The sequence below is a fragment of the Nocardia sp. NPDC004711 genome (assembly GCF_053601595.1).
On the sequence record NZ_JBSGCB010000004.1, the window covers coordinates 26892 to 44286 of the forward strand.

The following is a 17395-nucleotide window of genomic DNA, read 5'->3' on the forward strand; positions in this document are numbered from 1 at the left end:
GTTTCACCCCGAGATCCGGATGCCGACATCCAGGCCCCAGATCACGATCGTGAGGATCATGTCCAGGATGACCACCAGCACCAGACTGGCGCGAATCGCCCGGCCCGAGGCCCGGCCCACGCCCTCCGGGCCGCCCGAGGCGTAGAAGCCCTGGTAGCCGTGGATGAGAATGATGACGACAACGAAGATCGTCGCCTTGACCAGTGAGGCCAGCACATCGCCGGGCTGCAGGAAGGCGTCGAAATAGTGGTAGTAGGTACCCGAGGACTGCCCGTGCAGCACGTTCACCACGGTCGCGCACGAGAGGTACGACAGGATCAGCGTGAGCAGGTGCAACGGCACGATGGTGATCACGCCCGCGATCACGCGGGTGGTCACCACGAAGGGCATGGGCCGGATGCCGATGGCCTCCAGCGCGTCGATCTCCTCGGAGATGCGCATGGCTCCGATCTCGGCCGTCATGCGGCAACCCGCCTGGGCCGCAAAGCCGATGGCCGCCACCATGGGCGCCATCTCGCGGGTATTGGCGTAGGCGGAGACGAACCCCGTGAGCGGGCCCATGCCGACCATGTTCAGCGCGGTGAAACCCTCCACCCCGATGGAGCCGCCGACCGCGATGCCCAGGAACGCCAGCACCGCAACGGTGCCGCCGCCGACGATGATCGCCCCGGAGCCCCAGGTGATGTCGGACAGGATGAGCATGGTCTGGCGGCGGTAGATCCGCAGCGTGTGCGGGATGGCGGCGAGCACCTCGTAGACGAAAGTCGCCTGGTGGCCCAGGGATTCGAAGACGGACAGGGGCGCCTGCGCGCTCGCGCCGATGACCCGGCCCGCCGTCCCGAGCGGCGCGTATCTGGCTGGTACCTGTGTCATCAGCCCACCTGCGTCGGGATGAACATCGAAACCAGCTGGGTGATCACCAGATTCACGCCGAAGGCGGCGATCACGCCGATCACCACCGCGGCGTTCACGGCATTGGCCACCCCGCGCGGGCCGGCCGTGGCCTCGAGTCCGCGCTGACAGGACACCACCAGCACGATCACCCCGAAGACGATCGACTTCGCGATGGCCACCCACAGGTCGGTCAGCTTGGCGAAGGCCGCGAACGCGGACAGGTAGGAGCCGGGCGTCACGCCCTGGAAACCGACGGCGATCACATAGCCGGTGAACACGCCCATGAAGATGATCAGCATGCACAGCAGCGGCGTGAGCGCGATCATGGCGGCCAGCCGCGGCGCGACCAGCCGGCGCACCGGGTCGATTCCCATGACGCGCAAGGCATCCACTTCGTCGCGAATGGTGCGCGCACCCAGATCCGAGGCGATGGCCGACCCGGCCGCGCCGCCCAGCAGCAGCGCGGTCACCATGGGCGCGCCCTGCCGGATCACGCCCAGGCCGCCGGCCGCGCCGGACACCGAGCTCGCCCCCACCTGCTGGGTCAGGCTCCCCACCTGCACCGCCACGATGACGCCGAACGGAACCGACACCAGCACAGCGGGAATCGCCGTCACGCTGACGATGAACCAGCCCTGCTGTAGCGTGTCACGCCACGGATGGCGCAGTGTGACGATGTCGACGACCAGGAACCGGAAGGCCGCGGTCGCCAGCTGAATGGTGCGTCCGAATGTCCGCAGCCCCGAGAGAACGAATTCGATTGCCTGCCGTACCAACGGTTCCGGCCCCCGAACAGCCTTGTCGACCAATGTTCACCACCCCACAGCCCCACTGTTGGTCGATGCCGACCGGTCCCTCTGCTGACCGGTTCGAACTGACCGAGACAGTAATACAGATTTCGGACTGACGTGTCAGTCTTCACGGAAATACTCGCGGGCTTGACAGGGGCCCGCCGGCCGGGGAAAGATATGCGCGCCGCGTGAACAGCATGCCCTACCAGCAGGTTTCAGCAATGAGTCGGCAAATGCGAAATGCCGCTGAACCATTCGACTGGTCCAGCGGCATTTCGGATTTTGCGGGCGGTTAGCTCAAGTGCGGGCGCATGCCCTCACGACTGTCCGGACAGTGCGACCGCCTCGGCCAGCGGCCGGGATTCGTCCACGCAGGCACCGGGATCCAGCACCGCGCCCCGCCCGATCAGGTCCTTTGCCGCCCGGAACTCCGCCGGCCGGGCAATGGCCACCGCACCGGTCGCGCGGCCCTCGCGCAGCGCGAGCACCGTCGCGTCCCCGGCCTCGACCCGGCCCCGCACCACCAGCTCGTCACCGGCGTGGATTACGCCCGCGAACTGCACGTTCCGGCCGTACTGCAGCGACCAGCCCCAGGGGACCTCAGCAGCCGCGGCGGGCAATCCCAGCATCGATCGGGCCGCCGCCGCACCCTGGGACTGGGCGCTGTTCCAATGCTCCTCGCGCCGATACCCGCCCGACACGGGATCGAATCGGGCCACCGCGTCACCGGCCGCATAGACCCCGGGCGCGGATGTCCGATAGTGCTCGTCCACCCGAATCCCGTCACCCACCGCGAGCCCGGCAGCCTCGGCGAGCCGAGTGTCCGGGACAGATCCGATCGCGACCAGCATCGCGGCCGCCGTCCAGGTGCTGTCATCGGCGGCCACGGCGACCACCTCCGCACCGTCCTGGGCGAGATGCGTCAGCCGGACGTCGGTGTGGATCGCAACCCCGTTGTCCGCGTGCAACTTCCGGAGATAATCGCCGATCGCCCGTGGCGCGACGCGCTCCAGCGGCACAGCCGCCGCGTCCAGTACCGTGACCTCCGCACCCAGCCCCCGTGCGGTTGCCGCGACCTCGCACCCGATCAGCCCGGCCCCGACGATCAGCAGCGACCGGCCCTGTGCGATCGCCTCCCGCAGGACCTCCGCATCCGCCCGGCCGCGCAGGGTGTGGATCCGCTCGCCCGTGCCGGGACGCCGTCCCCCGATCTCGACACCCCTGCGGTCGAGATCGGGGCGGACCGGCGTGGCAGCCATCGACAATGCGCGCGGCCGGGCTCCGGTGGCCAGTAGCAGGGTGTCGTAGCCGATCGCCGTGCCGTCGGCCAGCCACACCAGCGCCGGGCCCGGGTCGATGGATTCGACCGTGGTGCCGGGGCGCAGGTCGATCCGGTGGGTGTGCCAGAAGTCCGTGGGCTGCAACAGGGTCCGGCGGTCCTCGACGGTTCCGGCGAGGAGTTCCTTCGACACCATGGGGCGGCGGTACGGGTGGCCGGGTTCCGCGCCGAGCAGCACGATCTCACCGGTGTAGCCCTCGGTGCGCAGGGTGCGGGCGGCGGTGGCGCCCGCGACGCCCGCACCCACGATGACGATGCGGCCACTCACGCGCGGCTGACCTCGACCATCTCGAAATCGCTCTTGGCGGCGCCGCAATCCGGGCAGGACCAGTCGTCGGGGATGTCGTCCCAGCGGGTGCCGGCGGCGATGCCGTCCTCGGGCCAGCCCAGGGCCTCGTCGTATTCGAAGCCGCACTGCAGGCAGCGGAAGAGTTTGCAGTCGGTCATGAGTGGTGTCCCGTCGAGGTGGAAGTAGGTTCGAAATCGATCTTTTCGCGCACCCCGCAGTCGGGGCAGCACCAGTCGTCGGGGACGGCGGACCAGAGGGTGCCGGCCGGGAAGCCTTCCCGCGGAGCGCCTTTCGCCTCGTCGTAGACGTAATCGCAGACCGGGCAACGGTAGGAGGACATCACGCCACCCCGTACTTCGCCAGCACGCGCGCACGCTTGCGGGGCTGGATGTTCACCTTGGTGATGTCGCCCGAATAGTGCTCGAGCACCCGGTGATCCATCACCCGCCGCCACAGTGGCGGGAAGTAAGCCAGCGAGATCATGCTGGCGTAGCCGCTGGGCAGGTTCGGCGCGCCGTCCATACTGCGCAGCGTCTGATAGCGGCGGGTGGGGTTCGCGTGATGATCGCTGTGCCGCTGCAGGTGGTACAGGAAGATATTCGTGACGATGTGGTCGGAGTTCCAGCTGTGCTCCGGGGTGCACCGCTCGTAGCGACCGCTGGCGGTCTTCTGACGCATGAGGCCGTAGTGCTCGAGGTAGTTGACGGTCTCGAGCAGGGTGAAACCGTAGATCGCCTGGATCACCAGCCAGGGCAGCACCGCCGGGCCGAAGACCGCGGCCAGCACGCCCCACAGCACCACCGACATCAGCCAGGCGTTGAGCACGTCGTTGCGAATCGTCCACGGGCGCTTGCCCAGTCGCTCCAGTCGCTTGGCCTCCAGCTCCCACGACGAGCGCAGGCTGCCCCACACGCTGCGCGGCAGGAAGGACCAGAAGGTCTCGGCGAAGCGGGCGCTGGCCGGATCCTCGGGCGTGGCCACCCGCACGTGATGGCCGCGGTTGTGCTCGATGTAGAAGTGGCCGTAGCAGGTCTGGGCGAGCGTGATCTTCGACAGCCAGCGCTCCAATTCGTCCTTCTTGTGGCCGAGTTCGTGCGCGGTGTTGATGCCGACGCCGCCCATGACACCCATGCTCAGCGCCAGGCCGATCTTGGAGACCACGCCGAGGCCGCCATCGATGCCCAGCCAGGACAGGTCGCTCGCGGTCCACAGGTAGCAGGCGACGGTCAGGCTCAGCAGCTGGAAGGGAATGTAGGTGTAGACGCAGTACCGGTAGTACTTGTCGTTCTCCAGGTACTCCATCACCTCGTCGGGCGGGTTCTGGCCGTCCGGGCCGAAGAAGCGGTCCAGCACCGGCAACAGCCCGTACACCAGCAGCGGGCCGATCCACCACCAGACCGGGGCGACGACCGACCAGCCGAGCTCGTTGAATGCCCACACCAGCACCATCGCCACGAACAGGGCGGTCGGGGGTACGAGCCCGAACAACCACAGATATCGCTTGCGGTCACGCCACTGAGGGCGGGCCGAAGCCTCCGACTGCCGGCTGCGTCCAACTCGAGAACGAGACGTCGTCATTGCCGTACTCCTTGCATTTACACTTTCCGAAGAACTGTATTCATTAGATACACTGTGATCCAGTCTGTCAACGACGGGACGAAAGTTGAGCTCATGTACCATCAGGACGTGGTTGAAGCGCCGAACTTCCAGACAGAGATGCGGCAGTTGCTGCGCGAGCGGATCATCGACGCGGGCCGGCGGATAGTCATCACCGAGGGCTGGGGCGCGGTGAACATGTCGCGGCTGGCCAAGGAGGTCGGCGTGAGCCGGCCGGTGCTCTACAAGGAATTCGCCAACAAGCACGAGCTGGCCGAAGTGGTGATCCAGCAGGAGGTCGACGTCTTCCTGGTCGGCATCGCCGAGAGCCTGGCCGCGCATCCCGCGGACGTGGCGGCCGGCATGACCCAGGCGGTCGACTACACGCTGCGGACCGGCGCCGACAACACCCTGCTCAAGGCGGTACTGGCCGGACGGTCGGAGACCGACACCGCCCTGCTGCCGGTGCTGATGACCGAGACCGAGCCGGTTCTGGGCCGCGCGATCACCGCGGTCTCGGGCGCGCTTCGCACGCAGTACGGGCTCGAGGATATGAGCGATGCCGAGCTGACCTCGATGTCGGAGGTCTTGGTCCGGCTCGCGCTGAGCCATCTGTTCCAGCCGACGGGCCCGATCGACCGGGCCGTCGGCCAGATCCATCGGGTGATCGTCGGCGCCTTCGGCGCGGCGCTGGAATAGCCTGCCGCGCAGGCGGATCGGGCCGTCTCGTCAGGTCGGGACGAAATCAGGTCAGGCGCGCGGCGAGCCTGGTGGCGTTCATGTGGGCGATGGCCTCGATGCTGACCATCGGGTTCACGCCGGAGGCGGTCGGGAAGCAGGAGCCGTCGGCCACCACGATATTCGGGACGTCCCAGGTGACACCGTCGGGATTGGTGGCCGAATCCGCGGGTGAGCCGCCCATGCGGGCCGAGCCCATGATGTGCAGCGCGCCCATCGAGCACCGGCCCGGCGCGTACCCGGCCGCGGCGGCCTGCGCGGCGAACTCCTCGTGCGAACCGCTCGCGCCGGGCGCGTAGCCGACTCCGGCCTGATGGCCGGAGAAGATCCGCTCCGCCCCGGCCGCCTCCAGAATGCGTGCGGCATTGACGATTCCGGTGTGCATGTGGGCGGCATCGCGGGCGGAGATGCGGTAGCGCACCACCGCCTCACCCCGGCGGTCGGTCTCGACCGAGCCGTGGTCGCGGTCGCGGGTGATCACGCCGACGGCCACGGTATTGGCGAGCTTCAGCATGCGGTCGCGATGGGCGACCGCGCCGGTCCAGGCCTGGAAGCCGACCGACATGCCCGGGGTCATGGGGCCGGTCTCGTAGATGACGCCGTATCCGTTCCCGTCGAGGTCGCCGTCCTGCTTGGAGTAGCGGGTCTGCATGCCGCCCTCCCAGGGGCGGATATCCTCGTCGAAGACCCCGAAAACCGCTGTGGCCGGGTGCAATCGGAGGAAGTCGCCGATATTGCGGTTGCCCAGGCCGGAACGGCGCAACAGGGCGGGGGTCTGGATGGCCCCGGCGGCGACCACCACCGCGCGGGCCCGCACCCAGACCGAACGACCCTCGGCCGTCACGGCTTCCACGCCGGTGGCGCTGCCATTGGCAACCACGATGCGCCGCACATCGGTGCCCACGAACAGGCGCGCGCCCGCCGCGGCCGCATCCGCCAGCCAGGTCTTGACCACCGACTGCTTCGCGCCGATCCGGCAGCCGAAACCGCAACGCCCGCATTCGATTCCGGCATCGCAGTGGGTCACATTGCGCGGCAGCGGCTCGACGTGCCAGTCCAGCTTGCGCAGGCCGCGCTCGAGAATCTCGTCGCGGTGTGAGGCGGGTGAGTGATCGAGGTTCACCCCGAGGCGCGACACCACGGCCTCGAGGGCGTCGGTGTACTCCTGCTCGGCGAACTGCCGTGCGCCCAGCCGGGCCCATTCCGCGCGGACATCGTCCGGGGTGCGGAAGGAGGTGGTCCAGTTGACCACCGTGCCGCCGCCCAGCGCGGTCCCCGCGACCAGCCCGAGCTGACCTTCGGCGGTGGCGGCCGGGCCGGGGGCGTACAGCTTCAGGAAGCCTTCCTTCTCGCCGATGCCGAAATCCGGATCGTCGTAGTACTCACCGCGTTCCAGCACCACCACGTCGAGCCCGGCCCGGGCCAGCACCGCCGCGGCCGTGCCGCCGCCCGCACCCGACCCGATGACGACCACATCGCACACGACGGTGGTGTCGGCATCCGGACGCTGCGGGCTGAGCCCGCGCTGCGCGCCCTCGACCGGCCCGAAGGCGGGCGGAATGCCGATCCGATCCCACACCGGATTGATCCCGGTGGGCCCGGGCGTCAAGTAGTAGGAGGTGACCGCCGCCCCCTTCAATGCCTGGAACAGCGCCCGCTTCTGCTCGAGCCGCGAATTGGCCATCCCCAGCAGCCACCGCTCCCGGTCCTCGGCGCTCAGCCGCGAGAACTTCCGCCAGCCCGCGCCGTTGAGCAACCCGAACAGCCGTGAATCCCATACGCGCATCAGCAGTTCGAACTGCCGGCGTTCCGCCTCGCGCGGATTGCGCCCGAGTAGTTCGGTGACGGTGTCGACCACCCCCAGCTCGGAGGCCGCCGGCAGATCACCCCCGTCCCCCGGCGCGAAGCTGTCACACACCATTCCGAGTACGGCACGCCGCGCCGCGTCTGAAGCCATGCCGCCATCATGCGCCACACCCCCGCCGCTGTCCCGGCAAATGCGGCACACCGCCCTCACTTGTCTCGCCGGAATCCGGCTACCCTCGAATCGCCCCATCCGTCCGAACCGGTCAGGACCACACGTGACACTCGACCAGAACTGGGATCGCATCCGCGACACCGTATCCCGCGCCGGACACTGCGCGATCGCCTCGGTGAATGCGGACGGTTCGCCGCATGTCACGCCGATCGGCACGGTCTTCCTGGGCGACACCGGAACCGGGTTCTATTTCGACCAGTACACCGAGGCGCTGGCCCGCAACCTGGACGCCGATTCCCGGGTGTGCGTGCTGGCCGTGGACAGCAGTCCGCTGTTCTGGTTCCGGTCCCTGCTGACGGCGCGCTTCGCGGCCCCGCCCGGGGTCCGCCTCTACGGCGCGGTAGGCGCGAAGCGCCTCGCCACCGACGAGGAACTGCGGCAGGTACGGAATCGGGTGCGAATTCCCGTGCGCCTCAAAGGCGGCCGACTGCTGTGGTCGGATTTCAGCCATGTTCGGGATCTCACCTTCACCGACTATCGACCGGTTCGGTACCCGCACATGATGTCTCATCTCTGGCAGTAGTGGGGCCGAGCCGGTTCGCCGGGTTGGCACGATTCGACACTTCTCCGCAGGCGTCGGGCGTGCGAAAGTTGCTCGGCGAGTAGTGCGGATACCGACTCCGTGAGGTGAGGGCATGATGATCGCGTTGTGGGTGGCGCTGCCTTATGCCGCCATGCTGTCGTGCGCGATCGGGCATGTCTGGCGGTATCGGCGCGATGGGTTCCGCGGGTATCTGTATGGGCCGCACATCGATCGAGCGCAGCGGGCCGGGATCGCAGCGGTGCGCGTCGGCTTCCCGATCGTGTTCCTGGTGCGGGTAGTGGAAATGCTTGCGTCCGGACCGCATTCGCGACCCGGCCACGGTATCCAGCTGGTGCTGGCGGCCATTCAGATCGTGGCCGTGCCGGTGACCATCGCGGGGGTGGCGCTCATCCTGATTCCGCCGCTGATCGATGCCGATGTCCGGCAGCGGGTGACCCCGGTGGACCGCATCACGCTGCCGCTGCTGGCGGCGGCGCTCATGTCGGCCGTGCTGGTGACGTTCGACGGCGGGTCCACCGACGGCCGATACCGCACCGCCGAAACGCTTTTCACCTGGGCGCGCTCGCTGATCGCCCTGCATCCGGAACCTGCGGTCATGGACCACGCCCCGATCCTGTACCAGGCGCGCGGACTCATCGTGGTGCTGATCATCGCGGTCTGGCCCTACACCCGCCTGGCCGGCATCCTCACCGTCCCCGTGGTGCGCGTCGTCCGCCAGGTCGCCGCCGCCCCTTACCGGTCCGCGCCGTCGGTCTGATCCTCCCGGGACCGCGATTTCCGGGAGGCTGCTCCTATTCCCTGAGTAATTCGAGTATTGCGGTACTCAGGACGCGGCCGCCGGGGTTGGCAACACTCGGGCAATGGCGCGCATTTTCCTCAGCCATTCCAGCCGGGACAACCGGCAGGCTATCGCGCTGAAGGCCTGGCTCGTCGAGCAGGACCCGGCTCTGGTCGGCGAGATCTTCCTCGACCTGGATCCCGACACGGGTATCGCGCCCGGGGTCCGCTGGAAGGATGCGCTGGTCCGGGCCACTTCCCGGTGCGAGGCCGTGATCTGCCTGATCTCGGAGACCTGGGATTCGTCGGCGGAATGCCGCACCGAGGTCCGGACGGCGGAGAACCTCAACAAACGAATTTTCGCCGTGCGTCTGGAACCGTTCGTGAGCCGCGAGTCCACTCGGGAGTGGCAGCAGAGCGATCTGTTCGGCCCCGGCCCCATGACAGCGATCCCGGTACCCGGGGGTCCGCCCGTCGAATTCGCGAGCGAGGGCCTGCGGCGGCTGCGGCGCGGATTGCGCGAAGCAGGTATCGGGGCCGAATACTTCGAGTGGCCGCCGCCGAATGATCCCGGGCGCGCGCCCTATCGCGGATGGGAGCCGTTCGAAGCGATCGACGCGGCCGTGTACTTCGGCCGGGACGCCCAGATCGTGCGCGGCCTGGACATGCTGCGCGGCATGCGGGCCGCTCGCGTCGAGAATCTGTTCGTCATCCTCGGCCCGTCAGGCGCCGGCAAGTCGTCGTTCCTGCGGGCCGGACTACTCCCCCGGTTGCGCCGCGACGACCGGCATTTCCTGGTGCTCGACATCGTCCGGCCCGAACGTGCCGCGGTGACGGGTCCGATCGGCCTGGCCGCAGCACTGTTCGAGGTGCGGCAGCGGCTGGGGCTCACCCGCCCCACCCTCGGTGCGATCAAGGCGGCATGCGCGTCCGATCCGGGGCGGGTCACCGCCTGGCTGAGGGAGGCGCAGGCGGCCGCGACGGACGGCCTGCCCGAGTCGAACAACACCGCGCCGCCAACCCTCGTGCTCCCGGTGGATCAGGCCGAGGAACTGTTCGGCGGTGAGGCCGGACCCGAGGCCGGGGTGTTCCAGTCGATTCTCGCCCGGCTCGTGGCCGACGGCCTGGATCTCATTGCCGCACTGACCATTCGGGCCGACCGCTACGAGCCGCTGCAGACCTCGCCCGCGCTGGCGGCCGTGAAGAGCGTGGTGTTCGACGAATTACGGCCCCTGCAGCCCGCGCGGTTCGCCGAGGTCGTGCAAGGTCCGGCGGAGCGCGCGACCGCGGCCGGCAATCCGCTCGTGGTGCGCGAGGATCTCGTGGAACGGCTGCTCGCCGACTGTGCGGACAGCGCGAATCCCCTGCCGCTGCTGTCCCTGACACTGTGGCGGCTGTACCTCGACTACGCCGCCGCCGGAGAACTGACCGTCGCCGACTACCAGGCGATGGGCGGGATGGCGCACGTGGTCGAATCGGAGATCGATTCGATTCTCACCCAGGACGACTCGATGCGACCGCGGCAACTGGCCGAGTTGCGCGCCGCCTTCGTGCCCTGGCTGTCCACCATCGCCCCGGACCACGACCAGCCGCTGCGCCGCATCGCCCGCCTGAGCGACCTGCCCGCCACCAGCCGCCCGCTCATCGCCGCGTTCGTCGACCATCGGCTGGTGGTCCAGGACGAACGCGGCGGCGAGACCACCGTCGAGGTGGCGCTGGAAAGCCTGCTCAGCGAGTGGCCCGCGCTCGCCCAATGGCTGCGCGAGGAGGCCACCGATCTGCGCACCGCCGACGGCCTCGACCGCGCCGCCGCCGAATGGGAGAGCAGCGGACGCGACGACGCCTGGCTGATGGCGGGCGCCCGGCTCCACGAGGCCGAAAAAGTCTCCGCGACACCGAATTTCGCCGATCGACTGGCCTCCGCGCGCGAGTTCCTCACCGCCTCCCGGCAGCGGCAGGACGCCGAGACCGCAGCCGAACAGCGCCGCCACGAAAAGGAACTGAACGACGCGCGCGCCTACGCCGCCGGACTACGCCGGCGGTCACACATCCTGCGGGCGGTGCTGGCGCTCACCGTCATCGCGGCCCTGGTCGCCGTATTCTTCGGCGTCCGAGCCACATTGGCGCAGAACGAGGCCGATCAGCGGCTCCACGAAGCGACCGCGCTGCGCCTGGTCTCCGAGGGGCAGGCCATGCTCGCCGGGGCGCGGCCCGGCGGCGACACCCGAGCCATCGAGGAGATCCTCGCGGCACGCCAGATCGGCTCGCAGCCCGACGACGGCGCGGTCCTCGACGCGCTGTCAGTCACGGCCGACGAGGTGAAGATATTCGACACGCCCGCACAGAATTCCGTCACGGCATTCGCCGTCAGCCCCGACGGGCAGCATGCGGCGTCAGCGAGTGCGGGAACCGTGCAGCTGCGCGATGGCAGCACCGGCCAGGCCACGGGGGCAGCATTCACCGCGCACAACAACAGTGCGGTGAACAGCCTGGCGTTCAGCGCGGATGGAACCCGCCTAGCCTCGGCGGGCAGCGACGGAACAGTGCAGGTGTGGGACGCCCGGAACGGCTCACATCTCGCCGGTCCATTTCGGATTGGAAAATACGCGGTCCTGTCGGTCGCATTGAGTCGCGATGGGCTTCGGCTCGCCGCAGGCATATACCCCGGCACGATTCAGATATGGGATGTCGTTGCCGGACAACAGCTCCGCGTTGTCGAGGCGACTGGAGCGCCCTTGCAGATGGCCTTCCTACCCGACGGAACCCACCTTGCCGCCACCGAGGATTCCGGTTTGCAACTCTGGAACGTGGAAACGGGCAGCGCGGTCGCGCGAACACCCGATCAGCAGTACGACGCCGCCCTCGCCGTCGCGGTCGATCCGAGCGGCAGCTTGATCGTGTCCGGCAGCACCGACCGACTCGTTCACTTCTGGGACGCGACAACCCTGCAGCCGGTCGGGTCGGCCCTCAGCGGTCAGGGTGACAGCGTGGGAGCCGTCGCATTCAGTGCGGACGGACGCCGTGTGGTGTCCGGCAGCCTCGACGGAGCGATCCGCGTGTGGGATGCCGCGTCCCGGCAGCCGATCGGCCATCCTCTGATCGGGCATCACAGAAGTGTCCGCGGCGTTGGTTTCAGCGCCGATGGGCACGAGGTGCTGTCGGGCGGCGATGAAACCGTCCGGGCATGGAACGCCGATGCCGTCGCCACCATCGGCACGACCTTGGCCACGAACGACGACTCGGTGACGTCCATCCACTACAGCGCGGACGGCACTCGCCTCGTGTCGGCCGGCTCTCGGAACGATCGGGATACGAGTGTTCCCGGCATCATTCGCCTGTGGGACGTCGGCACCGGGACCCTCCGAACGAGCATTCCCACAGACCCGATGATTCCCTACAACGCGTTCTTCAACCCGGACGGCAACCGGATCATCGCCTACGAAATCGGATTCAAAGCCCCGTCGGATCGCGTCGTCACGAGCATCGATGACCTGGACTTCGTCTACGCGCTCGCGACCTTCGACGCTAACACCGGCGCACCACTGTACAAATGGGAGATCGACGCGCAGAAGTCGGCCAGCACGGCGGTGCTGAGCCCAGACGGAACTGCACTCGCCACGGTCGGCGGCGTGATGCCGAAGAACTTCCTCACCGAGGGTGCCCGGGCGTACGACCCCACATCGCCGTCGCTCGGGCTGGATTTCAGTGTCGACCTGTGGGATCCGAGCACCGGACACCGCATCGGCGCTCCGATCGACGAACATTCGGCGGTCAACGCCGTCGCGTTCAGCCGCGACGGCCGACACCTGGTCACCAATGGCGGACTCGCCCAACTCCGGATGTGGGATGTGAACTCCCACCGTCAGGTCGGCGAGCCATTTTTCGACACCGATTCGCCGAGGCTGCTCGCGTTCAGCCCCGACAGCCGCCGACTCGCTGCAGCGACCTCCGACTCCATTCGCCTGTTCGATGTCGATTCCCGACAGGCGATCGGCGGCCCGATGCAAGATCCCGCCCGGGCGATCGAGGCCATCTCATTCAGTTCGGACGGCCGATATCTGATCGCGGCCACGGGCAAGACGATTCGGATCTGGGATGCCGCCTCCGGCTTGCCCATCGGACAGCCGATCGCCGGCCCTTCCGACACCGTCACCGCACTGGCCGTCGCCCCCGGCGGCCGCCAACTGGTGACCGGCAGCGACAAGAACGGAACCATCAACGTGTGGCCCGGTCCCGCCGTCTGGCCGGACCGGTTGTGCGACAAGCTCAGCGCGAATATGAGCCACAAGGAGTGGAACGAATGGGTGTCACCGAGCATCCCCTACCGCAAGGCCTGCCAGAACCTGCCGGTCGCACCGGACGCGGGCACATGAGCACGGACGACGAGGTCGTCGCCGAACTATGGGCCGAACGGCTGCGCTGGTCACAGACCGCCGGGCGGCTGAAACACCGTCTCGATCGGGCGCGGATCACCGCGTTCGCGGCCGGCACCCTCGGAGCGTTGTGCACGACCACCACCGCGACCGTGCTGCATTCTGGCGGCCCGGCACGAACCTGCGCCGCGGCCCTCGGCGCGGTGTGCCTGGCCCTCGCCGCCTTCGTCGGCATCCAGTTCCTCACCCCCGATACCGTCCGGGCATGGACGCGGGCGCGCGCGACGTCGGAGGGCATCAAGCGGCTGATCTACGAATTCCGCGCCGGCGCCGTGATCGGCATCGACGCCCTGCGTCACAAGGCCGCCGAAATCGTCACCGCCGCGACGGATCTGCTGCCCTACGTCGACTCCGATGCGACGCCGGGGACCCCGCCGCCGGCCGCCATGATGCCGGAAACATATGTCCGGCAACGGATTCGGGGACAGATCGACGACTACTACCGGCCGATGGCCCGCCGGTACACACAGCGCACGGCACGCTGGCGCCGGGTGACGATAGCCCTGGGCATGGCGACCGCGCTGATGGCGGCGGCCGCCGCCATCACCCCGGGCAGCGGACCCACCGCCCTGGCGCCCTGGGTCGCGGTCCTCACCACGGCCACCGCCAATATCGCCGCCTACCTGACCGCCCAGCGCTACGACTACCTGGCCATGACCTACCTGGCCGCCGCCCATCACCTCCAGAGCCTCGCCGACGACCGCGCCACAAGTGTGATCACCGACTGGCCCGCCTTCGTCGCCGCCTGCGAATCCGTCATCGCCACCGAGAACACCGCCTGGATGGCCAAGTGGTCCGAACAGGACAGCGCGCGTTGAGAATCGGCCCGCGCCAACAGTGCGATCGTCCCGGCCCGCGGACCCCGGGCCGCTAGAGTCGGGCTCGACACGGTTGCCGGTCCCGACCCACGCCCGAGGGAGCCACCGACATGCACGATGACCGCCGGTTGATCGAAGACAGGCTCGGGCGAGTGCTCGACCGCATCGTCCCCGCCGTCTATCCGGAGTCGGTGCCGCTGCGGGCCTCGATCTGGGCGGCGCCGGGCGAACCGGTGCCGGTCGCCGAGGGGCTGACCGCGCCCCGCACGCCGACCGGGCCGGGCGCCCGCTGGGGTGCGCCGTGGGGCACCAGCTGGCTCACCGTCGAAGGGACGGTGCCGCCGAGCTGGGCCGGCCGGACCGTCGAGGCGATCATCGATCTCGGATTCGACCAGGGCATGACCGGATTTCAATGCGAGGGCCTGGTGTATCGCGCCGACGGGACGCCGGTGAAGGGGCTGCATCCGCGGAATCGGTGGGTACGCGTGGCGGCGCCCGCGGCCGGGGGCGAGCAGGTGCTGCTGCATGTGGAGGCGGCGTCCAACCCGGTCATCCCGTTCTTCGGGCCGACCGCGCTCGGCGATCGGGAAACCGCCGGGACCGAACCCCAATACCGTTTGGGCCGCCTGGATCTCGCGGTGTTCGACGAGGAGGTCTGGCAGCTGGTGCAGGACCTCGAGGTGCTCGGAGAACTCATGCACGAGATGCCGGAGGATCCCGCGCGGCGCTACGACATCGTGCGGGCCATCGAGCGCGCACTCGACGCCATCGACCTTCAGCACGTGAACGCGGGCGCGAGCGCCGCCCGCGCCCGCCTGGCCGAGGCGCTGGCCCAGCCCTCCATCCCCTCGGCACACCGCATCTCCGCGGTCGGGCACGCGCACATCGACACGGCCTGGTTATGGCCGCTGCGCGAGACGGTGCGCAAGGTCGCGCGGACCGCCGCCTCCATGACCGCTCTGCTCGACGACGACCCCGACTTCATCTTCACGATGTCCCAAGCGGCGCAATACGACTTCCTCAAACAGCACCGGCCCGAGATCTACGCGCGGGTCAAGGCGGCGGTGGCCGAGGGGCGGTTCGTGCCGGCCGGCGGCATGTGGGTGGAGTCGGATACCAACATGCCGGGCTCCGAGGCCATGGCGCGGCAGTTCGTGCACGGCAAACGGTTCTTCCTCGCGGAGTTCGGCATCGAGAACGAGGAGGCCTGGCTGCCCGACACCTTCGGCTTCGCGGCCGGGCTGCCGCAGATCATCAAGGCGGCGGGCTCCAGATGGTTGCTGACACAGAAGATCTCGTGGAGCCAGACCAACCGGTTCCCGCACCACACCTTCCTGTGGGAGGGCATCGACGGGTCCCGCATCTTCACCCACTTCCCGCCCGTCGACACCTACAACTGCTCGATGCAGGGCCGCGAAATCGCCCATGCGGCACGGAATTTCAAGGAGAAGGGGCGGGCGACCCGGTCGCTCGCACCGACCGGGTGGGGTGACGGCGGCGGCGGAACCACCCGCGAGATGGTCGCCAAGGCCGCCCGGATGCGCGATCTCGAGGGCGCGCCCACGGTCCGGTGGGACCGGCCCGCCGACTTCTTCGCCGCGGCCGAGGCCGAATACCCGAACCCGGCGGTGTGGGTGGGCGAGCTGTACCTGGAGCTGCATCGCGCGACCCTGACCAGCCAGGCCAGGACCAAGCAGGGCAATCGGCGCAGTGAGCATCTGCTGCGCGAGGCCGAACTGTGGGCCGCCACCGCGGCCGTGCGGACCGGGTTCGAGTACCCGGCCGCCGAGCTGGACCGGCTCTGGAAGACCGTGCTGCTGCACCAGTTCCACGACATTCTGCCGGGCTCCTCGATCGCCTGGGTGCATCGCGAGGCCGAGCGCACCTACACCGAGGTCGCCGCCGAGCTGTCGGCGATCATCGAACGCGCACAGTGGGCCCTGGGCGGTGAACGGTCGGGGCCGAACGTCTTCAATCCGGCGCCGCACGCCTGGCGCGGGATTCCCGCCGGTGGCGCGGCGCCCGAGGAGCCGGGCCGGGACTGCACCGTGGCCGAGCGGACCGGCGGCGGGTTCGTGCTGGCGAACGGCCTGGTGCGAGCCGAGGTGGACGCGCGCGGTCTGCTGGTGTCGCTGTACGACATCGAGCACGACCGCGAGACCCTGCCGCCCGGTGCGATGGCGAATCTGCTACAGCTGCACCAGGACTACCCCAACTCGTGGGACGCCTGGGATGTCGATCGCTTCTACCGCAACAGCGTCACCGACCTGGCCGGCATCGACTTCCTTACGGCGGAGACGGATTCACCGGCAGCGGTCGTGGTTCGCCTCGGGCGGTCCTTCGGGTCCTCGACCGTCGAGCAGACCCTCACCCTGCGATCGCACGACCCGGCCCTGGAGATCGCCACCTCCGTCGACTGGCACGAGACGGAGAAATTCCTCAAACTCGCGTTCCCCCTGGACATTCACGCCGACCGCTACGCGTCGGAAACCCAGTTCGGTCACCTCTTCCGACCCACCCACACCAATACCAGCTGGGAGTACGCCAAGTTCGAGGCGTGTAATCACCGCTTCATCCACCTGGCGGAACCCGGCTGGGGCGTGGCCCTGGTCAACGACTCCACCTACGGCCACGACCTCACCCGCACGGTCCGGCCGGACGGGGGCGCCACCGTCACCGTGCGCGCCTCCCTGCTGCGTGCGCCACGATTCCCCGACCCCCATACCGACCAGGGCACCCACCATTTCCGGCACGCCCTGGTCCCGGGCGCCTCGATCACCGATGCGGTCCGGGCGGGATACCGAATCAACCTGCCGCCCTTCACACCCGGCGTCGCCGAGCCGGTCGCGCCGCTGGTCGCCATCGACAACGACGATGTGGTGACCAGCGCCGTCAAACTCGCCGACGACGGATCCGGCGATGTGATCGTGCGCGTCTACGAAGCGGGCGGCGGCCGCGCCTCGACGCTGCTGACCCCCGAGTTCGCGACCACCGGCTGCCACTGCTGCGACCTGTTGGAGCGACCGCTGCCCGGCGAGACGACCGCGACGCCGGAGGGCCGGGGAATTCGATTGCGACTGCGGCCTTTTCAGTTGGTGACCCTCCGATTCGGCCGCCGGTGACGCCATTTCGTTCCGA

At 68.8% G+C, this 17395-nt stretch carries 13 protein-coding genes; 6 read left to right on the forward strand and 7 right to left on the reverse strand.

Going from position 1 to position 17395, the window contains the following annotated elements:
• Window positions 1–3: 3 nt before the first annotated feature.
• The 6 genes from ACWEKS_RS04640 to ACWEKS_RS04665 form a co-directional block, all read right to left on the reverse strand.
• Window positions 4–873: an MlaE family ABC transporter permease gene (locus ACWEKS_RS04640; RefSeq protein ID WP_379384822.1), complete on the reverse strand. Its 870-nt coding sequence runs from the start codon at window positions 871–873 to the stop codon at window positions 4–6.
• Window positions 873–1703 carry an MlaE family ABC transporter permease gene (locus ACWEKS_RS04645; protein ID WP_452338805.1) on the reverse strand — a complete coding sequence of 277 codons (831 nt, stop codon included), beginning with the start codon at window positions 1701–1703 and terminating at the stop codon, window positions 873–875. Before ACWEKS_RS04645 ends, ACWEKS_RS04640 begins: the two co-directional genes overlap by 1 nt.
• A 299-nt stretch (window positions 1704–2002) precedes the next feature.
• Window positions 2003–3292: an NAD(P)/FAD-dependent oxidoreductase gene (locus tag ACWEKS_RS04650; protein ID WP_452338806.1), complete on the reverse strand. Its 1290-nt coding sequence runs from the start codon at window positions 3290–3292 to the stop codon at window positions 2003–2005.
• Window positions 3289–3471 (reverse strand): rubredoxin, encoded by a 183-nt coding sequence (locus ACWEKS_RS04655; RefSeq protein WP_452338807.1) that lies wholly within the window; start codon window positions 3469–3471, stop codon window positions 3289–3291. Before ACWEKS_RS04655 ends, ACWEKS_RS04650 begins: the two co-directional genes overlap by 4 nt.
• Window positions 3468–3653, reverse strand: coding sequence for a rubredoxin (locus ACWEKS_RS04660; protein WP_452338808.1), 186 nt, complete (start codon window positions 3651–3653; stop codon window positions 3468–3470). Before ACWEKS_RS04660 ends, ACWEKS_RS04655 begins: the two co-directional genes overlap by 4 nt.
• Window positions 3653–4891 carry an alkane 1-monooxygenase gene (locus ACWEKS_RS04665; protein WP_452338809.1) on the reverse strand — a complete coding sequence of 413 codons (1239 nt, stop codon included), beginning with the start codon at window positions 4889–4891 and terminating at the stop codon, window positions 3653–3655. The genes ACWEKS_RS04660 and ACWEKS_RS04665 overlap by 1 nt, the downstream gene beginning before the upstream one ends.
• 108 nt (window positions 4892–4999) lie before the next feature.
• Between ACWEKS_RS04665 and ACWEKS_RS04670 the strand changes: the two genes are divergently transcribed.
• Window positions 5000–5608, forward strand: a complete 609-nt coding sequence (locus tag ACWEKS_RS04670) for a TetR family transcriptional regulator (RefSeq protein ID WP_452338810.1) — start codon at window positions 5000–5002, stop codon at window positions 5606–5608.
• A 46-nt stretch (window positions 5609–5654) separates the two neighbouring features.
• Here the strand turns inward: ACWEKS_RS04670 and ACWEKS_RS04675 are convergent, their stop codons facing one another.
• Window positions 5655–7604, reverse strand: a complete 1950-nt coding sequence (locus ACWEKS_RS04675; RefSeq protein ID WP_452338811.1) for a GMC family oxidoreductase N-terminal domain-containing protein — start codon at window positions 7602–7604, stop codon at window positions 5655–5657.
• Window positions 7605–7728: 124 nt separating this feature from the next.
• Between ACWEKS_RS04675 and ACWEKS_RS04680 the strand changes: the two genes are divergently transcribed.
• The 5 genes from ACWEKS_RS04680 to ACWEKS_RS04700 all read left to right on the forward strand — a co-directional run bounded on the left by ACWEKS_RS04680 (window position 7729) and on the right by ACWEKS_RS04700 (window position 17379).
• The gene (locus ACWEKS_RS04680) at window positions 7729–8208 is read left to right on the forward strand and encodes a pyridoxamine 5'-phosphate oxidase family protein (protein WP_452338812.1); all 480 of its coding nucleotides are present in this window, start codon (window positions 7729–7731) and stop codon (window positions 8206–8208) included.
• A gap of 112 nt (window positions 8209–8320) precedes the next feature.
• On the forward strand, window positions 8321–8986 hold the full coding sequence (locus ACWEKS_RS04685; protein WP_452338813.1) for a respiratory nitrate reductase subunit gamma: 666 nt from the start codon (window positions 8321–8323) through the stop codon (window positions 8984–8986).
• Between the two features lie 103 nt (window positions 8987–9089).
• The gene (locus tag ACWEKS_RS04690) at window positions 9090–13379 is read left to right on the forward strand and encodes an nSTAND1 domain-containing NTPase (protein ID WP_452338814.1); all 4290 of its coding nucleotides are present in this window, start codon (window positions 9090–9092) and stop codon (window positions 13377–13379) included.
• Entirely contained in the window at window positions 13376–14257 is an 882-nt protein-coding gene (locus ACWEKS_RS04695) for a DUF4231 domain-containing protein (RefSeq protein ID WP_452338815.1), read from the forward strand. Before ACWEKS_RS04690 ends, ACWEKS_RS04695 begins: the two co-directional genes overlap by 4 nt.
• Window positions 14258–14367: 110 nt before the next feature.
• Window positions 14368–17379 (forward strand): alpha-mannosidase, encoded by a 3012-nt coding sequence (locus ACWEKS_RS04700; RefSeq protein ID WP_452338816.1) that lies wholly within the window; start codon window positions 14368–14370, stop codon window positions 17377–17379.
• The last annotated feature ends 16 nt before the right edge of the window (window positions 17380–17395 follow it).